Annotated in this window: 15 protein-coding genes; 10 read left to right on the top strand and 5 right to left on the bottom strand. The window is 72.6% G+C overall.

Going from position 1 to position 16,696, the window contains the following annotated elements; all coding sequences use genetic code 11:
• Positions 1 to 68: 68 nt before the first annotated feature.
• Complete coding sequence (locus ACFVFR_RS07345; protein ID WP_383698708.1) at positions 69 to 968, bottom strand: Cof-type HAD-IIB family hydrolase; 900 nt, start codon at positions 966 to 968, stop codon at positions 69 to 71.
• 382 nt (positions 969 to 1,350) lie between these two features.
• Between ACFVFR_RS07345 and ACFVFR_RS07340 the strand changes: the two genes are divergently transcribed.
• The 5 genes from ACFVFR_RS07340 (at position 1,351) to ACFVFR_RS07320 (ending at position 7,648) form a co-directional block, all read left to right on the top strand.
• Positions 1,351 to 1,944 (top strand): hypothetical protein, encoded by a 594-nt coding sequence (locus ACFVFR_RS07340; protein WP_383698707.1) that lies wholly within the window; start codon positions 1,351 to 1,353, stop codon positions 1,942 to 1,944.
• A gap of 2 nt (positions 1,945 to 1,946) precedes the next feature.
• On the top strand, positions 1,947 to 3,299 hold the full coding sequence (locus tag ACFVFR_RS07335; RefSeq protein WP_383698706.1) for a peptidoglycan-binding protein: 1,353 nt from the start codon (positions 1,947 to 1,949) through the stop codon (positions 3,297 to 3,299).
• Positions 3,296 to 4,006 (top strand): ABC transporter ATP-binding protein, encoded by a 711-nt coding sequence (locus tag ACFVFR_RS07330; protein ID WP_383698705.1) that lies wholly within the window; start codon positions 3,296 to 3,298, stop codon positions 4,004 to 4,006. The genes ACFVFR_RS07335 and ACFVFR_RS07330 overlap by 4 nt, the downstream gene beginning before the upstream one ends.
• A complete protein-coding gene (locus tag ACFVFR_RS07325) occupies positions 4,003 to 5,325 on the top strand; it encodes an ABC transporter permease (RefSeq protein ID WP_383698704.1) in 1,323 nt (440 codons plus the stop codon). Before ACFVFR_RS07330 ends, ACFVFR_RS07325 begins: the two co-directional genes overlap by 4 nt.
• Positions 5,326 to 6,019: 694 nt before the next feature.
• Complete coding sequence (locus ACFVFR_RS07320) at positions 6,020 to 7,648, top strand: sensor histidine kinase (protein ID WP_383698703.1); 1,629 nt, start codon at positions 6,020 to 6,022, stop codon at positions 7,646 to 7,648.
• 169 nt (positions 7,649 to 7,817) lie between these two features.
• Here ACFVFR_RS07320 and ACFVFR_RS07315 read toward each other — a convergent pair whose 3' ends face one another.
• The 4 genes from ACFVFR_RS07315 to ACFVFR_RS07300 form a co-directional block, all read right to left on the bottom strand.
• Entirely contained in the window at positions 7,818 to 8,513 is a 696-nt protein-coding gene (locus ACFVFR_RS07315; protein WP_383698702.1) for a response regulator transcription factor, read from the bottom strand.
• 314 nt (positions 8,514 to 8,827) lie between these two features.
• Entirely contained in the window at positions 8,828 to 9,661 is an 834-nt protein-coding gene (locus tag ACFVFR_RS07310; RefSeq protein WP_383698701.1) for an LLM class flavin-dependent oxidoreductase, read from the bottom strand.
• A 45-nt stretch (positions 9,662 to 9,706) separates the two neighbouring features.
• Positions 9,707 to 10,081: a hypothetical protein gene (locus tag ACFVFR_RS07305; RefSeq protein ID WP_383698700.1), complete on the bottom strand. Its 375-nt coding sequence runs from the start codon at positions 10,079 to 10,081 to the stop codon at positions 9,707 to 9,709.
• 158 nt (positions 10,082 to 10,239) lie between these two features.
• Complete coding sequence (locus ACFVFR_RS07300) at positions 10,240 to 11,439, bottom strand: transcriptional regulator (protein ID WP_383698699.1); 1,200 nt, start codon at positions 11,437 to 11,439, stop codon at positions 10,240 to 10,242.
• Between the two features lie 878 nt (positions 11,440 to 12,317).
• Here ACFVFR_RS07300 and ACFVFR_RS07295 point away from each other — a divergent pair.
• The 5 genes from ACFVFR_RS07295 (at position 12,318) to ACFVFR_RS07275 (ending at position 16,691) form a co-directional block, all read left to right on the top strand.
• Positions 12,318 to 12,449 (top strand): albusnodin family lasso peptide, encoded by a 132-nt coding sequence (locus ACFVFR_RS07295; protein ID WP_383698698.1) that lies wholly within the window; start codon positions 12,318 to 12,320, stop codon positions 12,447 to 12,449.
• A gap of 77 nt (positions 12,450 to 12,526) precedes the next feature.
• Positions 12,527 to 14,341, top strand: coding sequence for an albusnodin/ikarugamycin family macrolactam cyclase (locus tag ACFVFR_RS07290; RefSeq protein WP_383698697.1), 1,815 nt, complete (start codon positions 12,527 to 12,529; stop codon positions 14,339 to 14,341).
• On the top strand, positions 14,334 to 15,056 hold the full coding sequence (locus ACFVFR_RS07285; protein WP_383698696.1) for a lasso peptide biosynthesis B2 protein: 723 nt from the start codon (positions 14,334 to 14,336) through the stop codon (positions 15,054 to 15,056). Before ACFVFR_RS07290 ends, ACFVFR_RS07285 begins: the two co-directional genes overlap by 8 nt.
• Positions 15,040 to 15,618 (top strand): GNAT family N-acetyltransferase, encoded by a 579-nt coding sequence (locus ACFVFR_RS07280; protein ID WP_383698787.1) that lies wholly within the window; start codon positions 15,040 to 15,042, stop codon positions 15,616 to 15,618. The genes ACFVFR_RS07285 and ACFVFR_RS07280 overlap by 17 nt, the downstream gene beginning before the upstream one ends.
• Positions 15,619 to 15,788: 170 nt before the next feature.
• Complete coding sequence (locus ACFVFR_RS07275; RefSeq protein ID WP_383698695.1) at positions 15,789 to 16,691, top strand: LLM class flavin-dependent oxidoreductase; 903 nt, start codon at positions 15,789 to 15,791, stop codon at positions 16,689 to 16,691.
• The last annotated feature ends 5 nt before the right edge of the window (positions 16,692 to 16,696 follow it).

Below are 16,696 nucleotides of genomic sequence, written 5' to 3'. Positions count from 1 at the left end.
GCCGGGCCGCCCGGCCGTCGGGGATCCCGGGGCTCCCCCCGCCGGGGCCCCGAGGCGACCCCGGGCGACTACCGGCCCAGCACGCTCTCGATGACGGTCGCCACGCCGTCCTCGTTGTTGCCCGGGGCGTGCCGGCTGGTCGCGGCGAGGACCTCGGGGTGCGCGTTGGCCATGGCGTACGACATGCCGGCCCAGTTCAGCATCTCCACGTCGTTGGGCATGTCCCCGAACGCCATCACCTGGTCGCGGGTGATGCCCCGCTCGGCACAGCACCGCTCCAGCGTGCTGGCCTTGCTGACACCGAGGCCGCTGATCTCCAGCAGGGCGCTGGGGCTGGAGCGGGTGAACGTCGCGTGCTGCCCGGCGGAGGTGCGGGCCAGGTCGAGGAAGTCGTCCGGGACGAGGTCGGGGTGGTGGGCGAGCAGCTTGAGGATGGGCTGCTCGGCCTGGTCCGCGTCCTCGGACAGCAGCTTGTCGACCGGGCCGATGGTCGTGGGGGTGTCGAACGACAGGGGCGGGTAGCCCGGCTCGTGGTGGATGCCGCCGGTGCGCTCGACCGCGAACGCGGTGCCCGGCGCGACGGCGCGCAGCGCCCGCACGACGGCGCGCGCGTCCTCGGCGAGCAGGGGGCGGACCAGGACGAACCGTATGCCCTGGTGGAGGTCGACGACGGCCGCCCCGTTGGCGCAGATGGCCAGGCCGTGGCCGTGCAGGTGGTCGCTGACGACGTTCATCCAGCGGGCCGGGCGGCCGGTGACGAAGAAGACGTCGATGCCCGCGGCCTCGGCTGCGGCCAGTGCCGCGACGGTGCGTTCGGACACGGACTTGTCGTCGCGCAACAGGGTGCCGTCGAGGTCGGTGGCGATGAGCCGGGGCATGGTGGGCGCCACGGGCGTGGGCTCCGCACCCGCGAACGTGGCGGGCTCGGGCTGCTTGGGCTGCTCGGTAGCTGGAGTCACGGCCTCCATCCTCCTGCATGGTCGCGCACAGGTGTGCGTACGGGCGTGCGAGCGGGCTTCACGCGCCCGTACGGTCAGCCTCCCCGGCCTTCCCGCTCCGTCGCCGCCCCGCCGCCGAGGTCAGGTCGCCCATGATGCCCCGGGGCGCGGACGACCCGGGCACGCGGGTCCGGAAGGCGGACCCGGACGCGCGGGGCGCGAGCACCCGGGTGTGCGGTTCGGGCGGGTGCGCCGCGTACGCCTCAGCCCCGGTCCGTACGCCCCCGCGCGGGTGCGAGGCGATCGCATGGTCGCGTGACAGGTTCTTCAAAGGTTCTTCACGGCTCGCGGCCTACGGTCCCCCTGCCCGCCGCACCCGCGGCCGGGTGTGACAGGAGGAGACGGAGAACTGATGAGAACGAACCGGGTGCTCCTGGCGGTGGTGACGTCGGCCCTGGCCCTCACGCTGGCCGGGTGCGGCGGCGGCGACGGCGCGAAGGTTCCTTCGGCCGGCGGCGCTGACGGGGCCGTCTCGGCGGGGGCGACCGGCGGCGGAGGCGACGCCGGGGACGAGCTGGCCGCGTACGTCAAGGGGCAGCGCGTGTGGGTGAAGTGCATGCGGGACAACGGCGTCGACATCCCCGATCCGAGCGAGAACGGGCAGGTCGACCTCGACGGCCAGGCGCTCGCGTTGAAGAAGGACCCGAAGTTCCTGGAAGCGTCGACCACGTGTGCCGCGAAGCAGCCCGCCGTGCCCGAGAGCGTCGAGGCGGCCAGCCGGCCCAAGCTCACCCCCGAGCAGATCAAGGTCAAGCGCGAGTACGCCGCGTGCATGCAGAAGAACGGCGCCCCGGACTTCCCCGATCCGGGCCCCGACGGGTACGGCGGCGACGACAACTCCGCGGTGTCGGAGTGGGACCAGAGCTCGGCCAGCGCGACGCGCGCGACCCGCGTCTGCGGGCCCCTCATCGGCGCCCCGACCAACCCGGCGCCGGCCAGGGGCTGACGGTGACCGAGACGGTGACACGCGACGAGGACGAGCCCGGCACGACCGCCCCGCCGCCGAGTGCCCGGCGGGGGCGGCGTACGGCGCTGACCGCCGCCGCCGTGGTCGTCGTGGCGACGGTCGCCGTGGTGGGCGCGCTCGGGCTCGGCGGCAGGGCGGGCGGGGAGCCGGGCGCCCTGCCCCGCTCCGGCTCCGTCGTCCCGGTCACCCGGGCGACGCTGACGGAACGCACCACGGTGGAGGGTCAGTTGGGATACGGCACGGAACTGCCGCTGCCCGTCAAGGCGGAGGGAACCGTGACCTGGTTGCCCGAGACGGGCTCCACGGTCAAGCGGGGCGACGCGCTGCTCCGGGTCGACGACCGGCCGGTGGTCCTGATGTACGGAAGCCTGCCGATGTACCGGACCCTGGGGCTGTCGGCCCAGGAGGACGAGCCGCGCTCCGGCGACCAGGAACCGGCCGGGCGGCGGCGGGCCGAGGGCGACGGGGCCAGCGAGCCCCCGGACCCCGCCGGCACAGCGGACCCCGCCGGCACAGCAGGGCCCGCCGGCACGCCGGGCCAGGCCGGCACGCCGAAAGCGGGGGACACACCGCGACCCGGGGGCGCCGGAGGCGGTGAGGGCCCCGGCCCCTCCCGAGGGGCACGCGAGCTCACGGGCATGGACGTCATGCAGTTCGAGACGAACCTCGCCGCCCTGGGCTACGGCGGGTTCACGGTGGACGAGAGGTTCACTAGCCGTACGTCCGACGCCGTCAAGCGCTGGCAGAAGTCGCTCGGTGTGGACCAGACCGGAGTGGTCGACGCGGGCGACGTCATCTACTCCGCGAGCGAGGTGCGCATCGGCCGGCCCGGCACCCGGCTCGGCTCCGCCGTCGGCGAGAGCACCCTCACGTACACCGGCACGGACCGCAAGGTGGTCGTGGGCGCCTCGGCCTCGGACGCCGCGTGGGCCGTGCGGGGCGCGCGCGTCGCGATCAAGCTGCCCGACGGCGACTCCGTACGGGGCCGGGTGTCGGCGCTCGGTAGACAGGCGACCGCGCCGGAGGGCGGCGACGGCGACGAGGGCGGTGGGACGGGCCCGGCCGCCACGATCCCGGTCACCGTCACCATCGAGGACCAGAAGGCCGTCGGCCCGCTGGAGGGCGGGCCCGTCACGGTCGAGTACGTGGGCAAGGAGGTCAGGAACGCGCTGACCGTCCCGGTCGCCGCGCTCGTCGCCCTCGCCGAGGGTGGACACGGCCTGGAGACCGAGGACGGCCGACTCGTCGCCGTGCGGACCGGGCTGTTCGCCGACGGGGACGTGGAGGTCAGCGGCCCCGTTCGCGAGGGTGCGAAGGTGAGGATTCCCGAGTGAGCGGCGGTGCGGCCCCGGTCGTGGAGTTCGAGGCGGTCTCCAAGACCTATCCGGGCGGTGTGGCCGCGGTCCGGGACGTGAGTCTGCGTGTCGAACGGGGCGAACTGGTCGCGATCGTCGGCCCGTCGGGCTCCGGCAAGTCGAGCATGCTCAACCTGATGGGCAGTCTCGACCGCCCGTCCACGGGCCGGGTCCTCGTCGACGGCCACGACATAGCGAGCCTGTCGGACCGGGAGGTCTCCGCCCTGCGGGCCACCCGGATCGGCTTCGTCTTCCAACAGTTCCACCTGGCCGTCGGCGTCCCCGTGCTGGACTCGGTCGCGGACGGGCTGCTGTACGCGGGCGTGCCCGCGCGCCGGCGCCGCGCCCGGGCGTCGGCCGCCCTGGCACGGGTCGGCCTCAGCCACCGCGTCCACCACCTCCCACACCAGCTCTCCGGCGGTGAGCGCCAACGCGTGGCCGTGGCCCGCGCCGTGGTCGGGCAGCCGTCGGTGCTGCTGGCGGACGAGCCGACCGGCAACCTGGACTCGGCGTCCGGCGCGACGGTGCTGGCCCTGCTGCGCGAGCTGAACGCGGCGGGCACGACGGTGGTCGTCATCACCCACGACCGCGAGATCGCCGCCGGGTTGCCGCGCCGTATCGAGATGCGCGACGGCCGTCTGGTCGCCGACATCGCGCGGCGCACGACGATCGGAGTACCCCGATGACCGGCCGCGAGCAGGGCTCCACCCGGCGGGGCGCCAGGGGGCGGGGCGCCGAGACCGGTCGGCCGCGCGCCGGTGCCCCCGAGCCCCCGGCCCCCGAGCCCGGGGTCGCCTGGCGGCCGACGCGGTCACCGGCCCGGCCGCGCGCCCTCCGGCTCCGCCCCGTGGACGTCGTCCGGCTCGGCGGTACCGGTCTGCGGACCCGCCCGCTGCGGGTCTTCCTGTCCGCCGTCGGCATCGCCATCGGCGTCGCCGCGATGATCGCGGTGGTCGGCATCTCGGGGTCCGGACAGGCCGAGGTCGACCAAAAGCTCGACGCACTCGGCACGAACCTGCTGCGGGTCGCGCCGGGAGAGGCCCTGGACGGTACCGAGGCCACACTCCCCGTGGAGTCCGTGGCGATGATCGGGCGGGTCCCGCCCGTACGGCAGGTCGCCGCCACCGGGTCGACGGGGGCACACGTCTACCGCAACGAGCGCATCGCCGTCGGCCGCACCGGCTCCCTCGACGTCCTGGCGGCCGGCTCCGACCTCCTCCCGGCCGTCGGCGGCCACGTCCGCCAGGGCCGCTGGCTGGACCCCGCGACCGAGACGTACCCGGCCGTCGTGCTCGGCGCGACCGCCGCCCAGCGACTCGACGTCCGCACCCCCGGCACCCGGGTCTGGCTCGGCGGCCGGTGGTTCTCGCTGGTGGGCGTCCTCGACCCGGTGCCGCTCGCACCGGAACTGGACAGCGCCGCGCTGGTCGGCTGGCCCGCGGCCCGGACGTACCTCCGCTTCGACGGGCATCCCTCGACGGTCTACGTCCGCGCGGAGGACAGCCAGGTCGTGTCGGTACGGGCGGTGCTGCCGGCCACGGCCAACCCCGCGAACCCCGGCGAGGTGCGGATCTCGCGGCCCTCCGACGCCCTCGCGGCCCGCGAGGCGACCCGGTCCACCCTGACCGGCCTCCTGCTCGGCCTCGGCGGCGTGGCACTCCTGGTCGGCGGGGTCGGCGTCGGCAACACCATGGTCATCTCGGTCCTGGAACGCCGACCGGAGATCGGCCTGCGACGGGCCCTGGGAGCCACGAGGGGCCAGATCCGCACGCAGTTCGTCACGGAGTCCCTACTGCTGTCCCTGATCGGCGGCCTCGGCGGCACCGTACTCGGGACGCTGATCACGGCCGGGTACGCCGTCAGCCGGGACTGGCCGACGGTCGTCCCCGTGTGGGCGAGCGCGGCCGGCATCGGCTCGACGCTGCTCATCGGCATGATCGCCGGCCTGTACCCGGCGGTCCGGGCGAGCGGACTGGCACCGACGGAGGCGCTGTCCGGCACATGATGAGGGGCGGTGCCCCGGGTGGGGGCGGTGCCCTGGGCGGGGGCGGCCACGGCCGGGTCTCCGGGGTACGAGCCGCCGTCGGGAAGCCCGCCGCCACGGACCCGGCGGTGGCGGCCGCCCGCCGACATTCCGTCCGACCCACCAGCCGTGTCGTTCGTCGGCGCCGTACCCGGGAGTCCACTGCCCGGGGGAGAACAACGCGACGTTCCTCGCGGCGGAGCGTCATCCGGCGTGAACAGGCTCGCCAGATGACGCTCCGAAAGAAAGCGATCCGCTGCCGGTGGGCTCAGTTTCGTACGCGGGCTATCGAAAGGACGGGGAGGAAAAGGCCGGCGGCTGAAGGCGGGCCGCCGGAAGGCGGTTGAGCGAAAGGCCGGCGTGGGAAAGGCAGGCGACTGAAAGGCGGTCGCCGAAAGGCGAGCGAGCGAAAGACCGGTGAGGGACATCGCGCCATTCGGAGGCTCACCAGATGGCGCTCCGGAAACAGCGTGATCCGCTGTCGGCGGACTCGCTCCCGTACACGAGAGGGCGAAAGCGGTGTGAGCCAATTCCCGCCGCCCCGCGCCTCGTTGACCCGTTCCGCGCCCTCGCGGAGCACGTTCCGCGCCCGGACGGCCGTCCCGTAGCGTGGAAACCCGATCGAAGGAGTCTCGTTGAGCGCACATGTCGCGGAGCCCGGGGCGGGAGGCGCCCGGTGAGCTTCCGGTTACGGGTGCTCGCCCTGCTGACGCTGATCGCCCTGACCGCCACCGCGGCCACCGCCTGGCTCACCCTGCGCCAGGCCAACCGGCAGGTGCGGGAGGCCGTCACCGCCGGCCAGGAGGACGTCTCCGTGGTCACCGGCAAGCTCCGCGCCTACGGCTTCGCGCACGGCACCTGGGACGGGATCGCGGCGGTCGTCGGCGCGCTGTCGAAGGAGACCGGTGAGCGCATCCAGGTCACCACGGAGTCCGGCGTCCCGCTCGCCGACTCCGACACCCTCGCGGGGGGCGCGCCGCGCCCGCTGGGCGGCCAGCCCCCGGTCCTGGTCGACCCGCGCCCGGTGCTGCGGTTCGACCGGGGCCTGGCGCCGCGTGTCGCCGTGAAGCTGGGCATGGTGGCGATCGCGACGTACCGCTCGACAGCGGCCGACGCGGCCTGCCTGACCCGGGCGGGGGCGGCGGTGACGGTGCGTACCGACGCCATGGGCGTCCCCCTGGTCACCACCGACAGTCGGCCGGCCACGTGCACGGTGAGCCCGCTCGAACGCGACCCGCGGCAGGCTCAGGACGCGACCGTGGCCTGGGACTGCGAACCCGTCCGGCCGCTCACCCCCTGCCTCCAGCGCGTCTTCAACGAGCGCACGGCCTCCGTCGCCCCGCCGCGCCTCGAAGTGAGCCTCGGGTACCAGAACGAGTCCCCGCCCACGATCGCCGCCGCCCCCACCGTCGTCGCCGCCGTCGGGGTCGCGCTCGCCACGATCCTCGGGGCACTGCTGCTGAGCCGGGCCGTGCTGCGGCCCGTGCGGGCCATGACGCTCGCGGCGCAGGGGCTCGGCGAAGGCGATCTGGAGCGGCGTGTTCCCGTCGCCGGGGGAGACGAGATCGCGCGGCTCGGACGGGCGTTCAACCGCATGGCCGGCTCCATCCAGGCGGGTGAGGACCGCCAGCGCCGTCTCACCGGCGACATCGCGCACGAGCTGCGCACCCCCCTGGCCAACCTGCGCGGCTACCTGGAGGCCCTGCGGGACGGCGTCGTCGAGCCGACACCCGACCTGCTCGACTCGCTCCACGAGGAGGCGCTGCTCCAGCAGCGGATCGTGGACGACCTCCAGGACCTGGCGCTCGCCGAGGCCGGAGCCCTCACCTACCACCGCTCCGAGATCGACCTGCGGGACCTCCTCGAAGCCGCCCGCACCGCGCACCGCGCCCACGCCGGGACGGCGGGCGTGACGCTGGACGTGGCCGCCCCGTATCCGGCGTACGTGAACGCCGACGCGGACCGGCTCCGCCAGGTCGTCGGCAACCTCGTCGGCAACGCGCTGCGCGCCACGCCGCCCGGCGGACGCGTCACCCTGACCCTGGTCCCGCACAGGGAGCTGGCCATCGTCGAGATTCGGGACACCGGCAAGGGGATACCCGCGGAACACCTGCCGCACGTCTTCGACCGCTTCTGGCGGTCGGACGCGTCACGGGGCCGGGCGACCGGCGGCAGCGGCCTCGGCCTGGCGATCGCCCGGCAGATCGTGCACGACCACCAGGGCACCATCGACGTGACGAGCACGGTCGGGGCGGGCACGACGTTCACCATCGTCCTGAGCGCGCGCCCGGGCCTGGCCCGCTGACCCGCCCGGCCCGCCGACCCACCCAGGTCCCGACGCCCTGGAGCCGGGTACGTCGCGAGGCGCCGGAATCGGTCTCCCTCGGTTTCCCCGGCCGCCTGGCCCCCGGGTTCCCGGCCCCTCGGCCTCCTGACCTCCCGGAACCGGGCGTACCCGGTGCCCCCGAGGCCGCTCAGGTTCGGTCCACGAGCCGGTAGCCGCGCCCGTACACCGTCTCCAGGAGTCGTGGGCCGCCCGGGGCCTCCAGCTTCCGCCGCAGGTTCATCACGTGCGCGTCGACGGTCCGCTCCAGTACGTCGTGGTCGAAGCCGAAGACCCGCTCGATGATCTGGGCCCGGGTGAAGACCCGTCCGGGCTCGCGGGCCAGTGACTCCAGGATGGAGAACTCCTTCGAGGTCAGCGCCACCGGCCGGCCCGCGACCCGGACCTCGAACCGCGCGGCGTCCAGCTCCATCTCGCCGACCCGCAGCAGCGTCGACCCGGCCGACGCGGACTTCCTGGCGCGCCGCAGCAACGCCCGCACCCGCGCCGCCAGTTCGCGCGGGCTGTAGGGCTTGGTGAGGTAGTCGTCCGCGCCGAGGTCGAGCCCGAGGAGCAGATCCTCCTCGGTCGTGCGGGCGGTCAGCAGCAGGATGGGGACGTCCTCGGTGCCCGGCTCCGTCCGCAGGATGCGGCACACGTCGAGACCGTCGACGTACGGCAGCATCACGTCGAGCACGATGAGATCCGGCCGGCTCGACCGCGCCTTGTCCAACGCGGCGCGACCGTCTGCCACGACCTGCACCGCGTTGCCCTCCCGTTCCAGGTAGACCCGTATCAGCCGGGATTGTTTCTCGTCATCCTCGGCGACCAGAATGCGAGCGCTCAACGCTTCTCCCCCGGCGATTCCCTGTGAACTCCATTACGGTAGTACAGAATTGGTCGAGCATTCCCGCCGCGCCTCGATTGCCCGGCCGATATCGTCGTCGCACGGCCCCTCGTTCTTCGGGGGACGATTCCGAGTGGGCGCCGCCGCCAACAGTTCGCCGGACTCGCCACCGCACACGTGCCCCGAAGGGTCGCAGGATTCGTCCCCGTCCGGGGTGGCGTGATCCGTGGAAGGCGTGGGGCGGCGTGGTCCGCGCGGGACGGCGCCCCATCTCGCCTGCGGGCGGGCGCGCGTGACGAGTGGCGAACGTTCGCTCAGCCGAGCTGGGCGAGGGCCTCGGTGGCGATGGTCTCGAAAACGGTCTGGTCGCCAGCGAAGTCGGAGTCGGGGATGGGCCAGTGGATCACGATCTCGGTGAAGCCGAGCTCCCGGTGGCGGCCGGCGAAGTCGACGAAGGCGTCCACGGACTCCAGCGGCCTGTTCCGGTCGGGGGTGAAGCCGTGGAGCAGGACCTTGTCCAGCTCCGCCGCGCTCCGGCCGATCGCGGCGCACGCGCTGCCGAGCCGCTCGACCTGGCCCCCGATGGCCTTCACCGACTGCTCCGGGGTCCCCGTCTCGTACAGCTTCGGGTCGCCGGTCGTCACCCACGCCTGCCCGTACCGGGCCGCCAGGCTCAGCCCACGCGGACCGGTCGCCGCCACCGCGAACGGCAGCCGGGGCCGCTGCACGCACCCGGGGAGGTTCCGGGCCTCCTCGGCCGCGTAGAAGTCACCCCGCTGCGAGACCGCGCTCTCGGTGAGCAGCCGGTCGAGCAGCGGCACGAACTCGCCGAACCGGTCCGCCCGCTCCCGCGGCGTCCACGCCTCCTGCCCCAGCGCGGTGGCGTCGAAGCCGCTGCCACCCGCGCCGATGCCGAGGGTGACCCGCCCACCGGAGACGTCGTCGAGCGAGATCAGTTCCTCCCGCTGTCCGGCGACCGCCGCCACCCCCACATGTTCCGCGCCCAGGCCCTGCGGCAGCGCAACCGCACCAGCCACAACAGCAACCAGGTCGCCCACGCCCTCAACAGCGACCGGAACCCGTTTGACATCCGGCAGTGCCTCACGGAACTCCAGGACCTGCTGGAGCTGATCGCCGAAGCTCTCCATTGGCCGACCGATACAGGGACGGGTCTCGCCGCGTGATCGCCGCCATCAAACCGGTCGGGTCCAACCCCCGCGGCCTCCCCGCCTCTGAAGATCGAGAAGGACTACGGCCTGCGGGAACTGAGGAAGGGTGACCGCACGGGCACCCGCGCCGCCATCCCCCACGTCACCGACACCGAGGAACTCCTCGCCTACCTCGCCGCCGCCGACATCGCCGTCAAACCCGCCCGCCGCACCCACCCCCCCACCGATGCCGAAGTCCGAGGCCACCACCCCCACCAACTCCTGCGAGAAGCCGAAGCCCAGCGCGAACTCACCACCGCCCACCAACCCGCCCGCGTCCTCATCACCCGCATCCAGTACACCGCACGCAACCCAGCGGCCAACCGTCGCGCCGAAGCAGCCCGCAGCCGTACGACCCAAGCCGTACTTCTATCGCGCGCCCCACACGCCAACAGCTCGTCGCCCACCAAGGCGACTCCACTCGCGGATCCCCGCCCCAGGCCCCGGCGGTAGAGGGCAACAAGCGACAGGGGTGATCACCGCACGGGTGATCACCCCTGTTCGTGTGACGGCCTCGGTCAGCGCCCGACCAGTGCGTCCCCGAACCTGCTCTGGGCCGCTCCGGACATCGTTCGATGCAACGACTCCGCTCGTGACCGGACCAGCCCCTGGCGGTATGCCTCAGGAAGCCTCGTCCAGACGTCCGAAGCCAGCTCCGCCGCTGCCGACTGATCGCCGTCCGCCGACAGGCACAGAGCGGTGTCGATGGAGAGGAGGGCGCGTGTCATCACCGAGGGGGACCGGGTCAGGGCGAGTGCCGCTTCCTGCTCCTCGTACGCCTCACGGGTCCGGCCCATCAGGGTGAACGCCTGGGAGAGGTGGACGTGGTGCTTCTGGAACGGGTAGCCGAACCAGGTGTCGGCGGCCTGGGAGGTGTCCAGCCGGTCGGCGATGGAACGGGCGTCGGCGACCGCACGGAGAGCGGCCTGGTGGTCCCCGGTCGAGGCGAGGGCCCGCGCGGTGACGGCTGCGGCGAGCGCGGCGGCAGCGGTCGGGGACTTCCCGGCTTCCGTACGGGAGCGCATGGCCAGCGCCGCCGCGGTCTTCGGCGCCCCGTAGTTGAGCGGGACCATGGCGTGTCGGGCCAGGACCCAGGCCAGCATGTGCCGGTCCCCGGATTCCCGGGCTGCCTGTTCGGCGGTCGCGAACCATCCGTAGGCGTCCCGCTGGTCTCCCCGGTCGTGCTGGATGATCGCCACCAGACCGGTGATACCCGCAGCCGTACGGGCCAGCTCCGCCCGGGTGGCCGCCGGATGCGGGCGACTGAGGACCTCTCGTAGCAGGCCGAGGTCTGCGGTCATCTCATCGAGGACGACGCTCGGCGCGCGCCCGTGGTATCCGCCCCGGTGCCTCTCGAAAGCGCCCGCCAGATAGGCCAGATCACCGGCGTCGGACCCGGAGAGGCCGGCGTCGATGCCCTGCCGTGCCTCGGCGATGCCTGACAGTGCGGCCGTTCCCGCCGTCACCGCTGCCACACCGAAGAATCGTCGTCGTTCCACCGCCGCCTCCTCCTTCCCCTCACCGCCCGGGGCCGCTCGGCGCTGCTGCCTGCGCCAGCGCCTGCTCGCGGCCACAGCGTGGACGATCTCCTCGACCGAACGCCCGTAGCCCTTCGCCAGCAGCTCGTGCCACACCGGTGTCGGCAGACGGCGTTCGGTCTCCCAGCGTTTGAGGTTCTCCGGGTCGAACCACTTTCCCCCTTGGGCCTCCTGCAGCACCAGGGCCTGCTCCTCACGGGAACGTCCATCGTCGTCCCGGATTTTCCTCAGTAAGACCCCGATGCCCTCTGGTGCCATCATGCCCGTCCCCCAAGCGTCTGAAAGTCCCGTCTCTCATCCTGGCCCCCTGAAGCGGCCCCCCACGCGGAAACGCACCCCTTCCTGGCACCGGAGGCCGGACCGGTCACGGAGTTGACTGGATAGCGGCCGGTCAGCAGGCGGAAGACGACCCATACCCTCCCGCGACGCGGCCCACCTCACCGCCCAGGTCCGTCGGCCATCGAAGGGGTCCGTCATGCGTATACGCAGCAGAAGCTTCTTCCTGGCCCGTGCCCCTTCCTCCGTATCGCTGAGCCGCCGGCGACTCCGCGACCTCATCACCCAGTGGGGACTACGCCTGGACGAGGACTCCGAGATCGCGCTGACGACCGTCACCTCGGAGCTGGTGGCGAACGGTGTACTGCACGGCGCCGGGACCATGCTCACCGTCGGGGTACGCATCGACCTCGGACACCGCCGAGTCCTGTCGAGGTGTACGACGACTCGCTCGCCCTGCCACACCGCCGAGCCGCAGGCCTCTACGTCGAGAGCGGGCGCGGGCTGTTACTCGTCGACCGGCTCGTCACCCGCCACGGCGCCCAGCGGACCGGCGTGGGCCACCGGGTCTGGGCCGAGAACGCGATCCCGCGACAGCCCCAGACCCGGTACCGGCTGTTCTCTCGTCGGCGACCCACGCCTCTTCGACCGACCGTCCCTCCGCCGGGGAAGGGCGCCTGACGCGCCGCCCCGGCCCTTGATCGTCCGATCCGCGGCGACATCACCGAGTAGATCGGTCAGCACCACCGCACTTTCCATCACCCAGAAGAAGGGAACCCGTCATGAGCGAACCGCTGAGCACCACCGTGAACACCGAGGACGAGCTGCTGCCGGTCGAGATCGGTGAGATCGCCGAGCTGACCGAGGGTCAGGGCGGCACCGGAAGCGAGGACAAGCGGCGTATGTACAACTGACGTCCGCGAGGTGGTGCGGCCCATGGCAGGGCCGCACCACCTCTTCCCGTTCGCCGACTCCGTCCCTGGAGGAATACATGATCTTCGGAGGTTCCTGTACGGCCCGTTCCGCCGGACCCCGCCCGGCGGGCGCGGAGCCTGTCGCCGCCGGTTCGTCTGTCTGGCGGCTCGGCCCGGGACCAGTACGGGTTTCCCCTACTCGCGGCGGCAGACGCCGGGTCGCAGTCCTTGGTTGGTCCGGCGGCTCGGACCAGGAGGTTGGCCGTCTGGTGGACGCCCCGCTGCCCACCGACATCACATGGCGATGGCCCGGCACGTACACCGTGGTGGACGAGAACGAAGAGGCGGTGGTGCTGTACACCGACCCGGCCGCCGCCCAGCCCGTCTACCTGACCCGGCACGAGAACGACTGGGTGTGGTGCAGCTCCGCCCGCGCCCTGGCCGCGCTCACCGGAGCCGGCATCGACACCCAGCGGCTGGCCTGCACCGTCTTCCTGCCCTCGGTCCCCGCGCTCTCCAGTGGGCGGACCTTCTTCACCGGGGTGGAGCAGCTTCCGCCCGGCAGCCGGATCGAGCTGCCGAGAGATGGTGGCGCCCCGCGCCGTGCCACCGTGTGGCGCCCCACCTCCGAAGGCGCACCGGTTCAACGCCTCCGCCAAGCCCTGAACGAGGCCGTGGTCCTGCGTACGGCAGCCGACCCGAACCTCGCGTGTGACATGTCCGGCGGACTGGACTCCACATCCCTCGCCGTTCTGGCGGCGCAGGCACTCCCGCCGGGCAGCGAACTGAACGCCATCACCATCCATCCCGCCGGCGTCGAGACGGGGGCAGACCTGCGGTACGCCCGTCTCACCGCCGCCGCGCACGCGGGCCGCATCGCCCATCACCTGCTGCCGCTGACCGCCGAGCACCGCCCGTACACCCGGATCACCACCGTCCCCGCGACCGACGAGCCCGCGCCCTCGACCCTGACCCAGGCCCGTCTGACCGGACAGTTCCGATGGATGAGGGAACAGCTGGGCACCCGGACCCATGTGACCGGCGACGGAGGCGACAGCGTCCTGTTCCAGCCACCGATCCGACTCGCCGACCTGTTACGGCATCGGAGCATCGGACGCGCGGTGGGCGAAGCCTTCGGGTGGGCCCGGCTACGGAGGAGGCCGGCGCTTCCCCTGCTACAGGACGCCGCAGCGGTCGCCAAAACCAGTCGGCACGAGGCACTGGCCGAGCTCGCCCGCACGGTGGGCGCTCCCGGCCGGGACGATCACGGGCTGGTGCGCTGGTTCCCCGTGGTGCCGTTCCCCTCCTGGGCCGAACCGGCGGCCCGGAGGAAGCTGCTCGCCGCCGCGCATGAGGCCGCAGCGATACCTGATCAGCTGCCGGGTCTTGACTTCTCCGTACGGACCCTGGTGGACGAAATCCGCGAGATAGCCCGCACCGCCACCGCCGATGCCGGCCTGGCGCGAAGCTGCGGCATCGACCTCCACAACCCGTTCCTCGACGCCGTCGTGGTGAACGCCGTGCTCCGGACGCCGATCGACCGCCGCCCGGCCATCCACGAGTACAAGCCGCTGCTGCGACGTGCCATGACGGACCTTCTGCCGCCGGAGGTCGCGGCCCGCATCACCAAGGGCAGCTTCGAGGCCGACCACTACACGGGGATGCGCGCCAACCTCCCCGATCTGCTGCCCCTCACGGACGGGCACCTCGCCTCCTTCGGTCTCCTCTCACCGGACCGGCTCCGCCGCTGCCTGCGGGAATCGGCGGCAGGTGTGCCGATGCCGCTGGCCACGGTGGAGCAGGTGCTCATGGCCGAAGCCTGGCTCGTCGCCCACCACCGCGAACCCGCCCCCGTCTGGACGTACGAGCCCGTGGGGATCGCACATGACTGACCTGCCCGAATTCGCCAGCGCACCTGGTGACGTCCGCTCCGTGGATTTCGAGCACGTCCTGGTGCTCCTGGACTACCGGACCGGACGGGTCCAGTGCCTTCTCCCCGCAGCCGCCGCCCTGTGGCACGAGGCCGCCACCACGGGACGTCTGGACTCGATGGCGCCCGCCCTCGCCACGCGACTCCTCGACGCCGGCCTTCTGGTGCCGACCACCGCTCCGACCCCATGGCCCCTGCCCATGACCGCCAGGGCACCCGTCGCGAGTTGGGGTGGCAGCGAACACACAGCGGGCACGACCCGTCTGGGCATAGCCTCCCCAACGGCCGTGGCCGCCCTCGGAGCCGTACTCGGGATCAAACGCGCGGGTACCCGGCACACCGCCATGCACCGGCTCACAGCCGTGATCAAGCGAGCCACAGCCACCACGCGCCGCCCGGCCACCCCCACTGAGGCGGGCTCGGCCGTCAACGCCGTACGCCGGGCTGGCTGGTATTCACCGGCTCGGACCGCATGCCTGGAGGAATCAGCCGCCGCCGTGCTACTTCTGGCCTCCCGCCGTCTCTCGGTCACCTGGTGTCACGGCGTCGCACCCGACCCCGTCCGGCTGCACGCCTGGATCCAGACCGACGACGGAGCCCCGGCCGCCGAACCACCCTCGACCCTGGCCTTCAGCCCCGCCCTCACCATCGGAGCCCGTCATCAGCACCAGCACTGACCCCATCCTGTGGATCTCCGACGACACCTGCGCCCTCGGCCCCTACCGCTCCGACCTCGTCGAGACGTACTGGCGTTGGGAACAGGACCCCGCCCTCCTCGTCGGTTACGGCCGCCAGACCCCCGAGTCCCTGGAAGCCCGCACCGAGGGCATGGCCCACCAGCTCCGCGGCGGTAACCCCCGCTTCACCGTCTACGACCTCGTCGGTGGCGAACCCGTCCCCGCCGGAGTCACCACCCTGCTCCCCGACGACTCCGTCCGCACCGCCGAATACGTCATCATGCTCGCCCCCGAGGCCCGCGGACGCGGCCTCGGCACCCAGGCCACCCGCCTCACCCTCGACTACGCCTTCCACATCACCAACCTCCGCATGGTCTGGCTCAAGGTCCTCGCCCCCAACAAGCCCGGCATCCGCGCCTACGAGAAGGCCGGCTTCCGCACCGTGGGCGCCATGCGCCAGGCCGGCTACTGGCTCGGCCAGGTCTGCGACGAGATCGTCATGGACGCCACCGCCGACGACTTCACCGGGCCCTCCGTGATCACGCCGCTACTGCCCAGGTGAACTGATCCGGACCAGCTGCCAGCAGGTCAGCCGCGCATCACCTTGATCGCGGAGCAAGCGCTTCGAGGCGAAAGCTCCTGTGAGCGGGTCATCTCGTGATCGGTGAGGCTGACGCCTCGAAACCACACGCGTATCAGGAATCCCTAGGACTCCGACGTAGGCTCACCGGCATGAGCCTGCGCCTGAGCACCGTGATCCTTCCCACCGACCGCTGGCACGAGGGAGGACGCGCGAAGTGGCAGCGCGCCGAGGAGCTCGGCTTCCACACGGCGTACACCTACGATCACCTCTCCTGGCGCACCTTCCGCGACGGCCCCTGGTTCGGCGCCCTTCCCACCCTCACCGCAGCCGCCACGGCCACGGACCGCCTGCGCCTGGGCACCCTCGTCACCTCGCCCAACTTCCGGCACCCGGTGACGCTCGCCAAGGAACTGATCTCGCTCGACGACGTCTCCGGCGGGCGGGTCACCCTCGGCATCGGCGCGGGTGGCAGCGGCTTCGACGCCACCGCACTCGGCCAGGAGGCGTGGACGCCGAAGGAGCGGGCGGACCGGTTCGGCGAGTTCGTGCCGCTGTTGGACCGTCTACTCACCGAGGGCGCGGTCTCACAGAAGGGCGACTTCTACACGGCCGAGGAGGCCCGCAACCTCCCCGGCTGCGTACAGCGGCCCCGTCTGCCGTTCGCGGTGGCGGCGACCGGCCCACGCGGCCTGAAGCTCGCCGCGCGACATGGGCAGGCGTGGGTGACGACGGGTGACCCGAAGCTGTACGAGACAGGCACCCCGGAGCAGTCTGTGGAAGCACTGCGCGGACAGATCGAGAGGCTCAGCAAGGCGTGCGCCGAGGCCGACCGGGACGTGGCCGACCTCGACAAGATCCTGCTCCACGGCTTCACCCCCGACCGGAACAGGCCACTGGAATCCGTAGACGCCTTCGTCGACTTCGCCGGCCGCCACCAAGAGCTCGGCTTCACCGAGGTCGTGATCCACTGGCCGATCCCGGGCTCCGACTTTGCCGCCGATCTGAGCATTTTCGAGGCCATCGCCACTGAGGCCATCGAGCGCCTCGGCTGAGGAGC

Origin of the sequence: Streptomyces sp. NPDC057702 (genome assembly GCF_042799315.1) — a bacterium.
In the GTDB taxonomy this organism is placed as follows: Bacteria; Actinomycetota; Actinomycetes; order Streptomycetales; family Streptomycetaceae; genus Streptomyces.
This window is presented reverse-complemented; position numbering and strand designations above follow the sequence as displayed.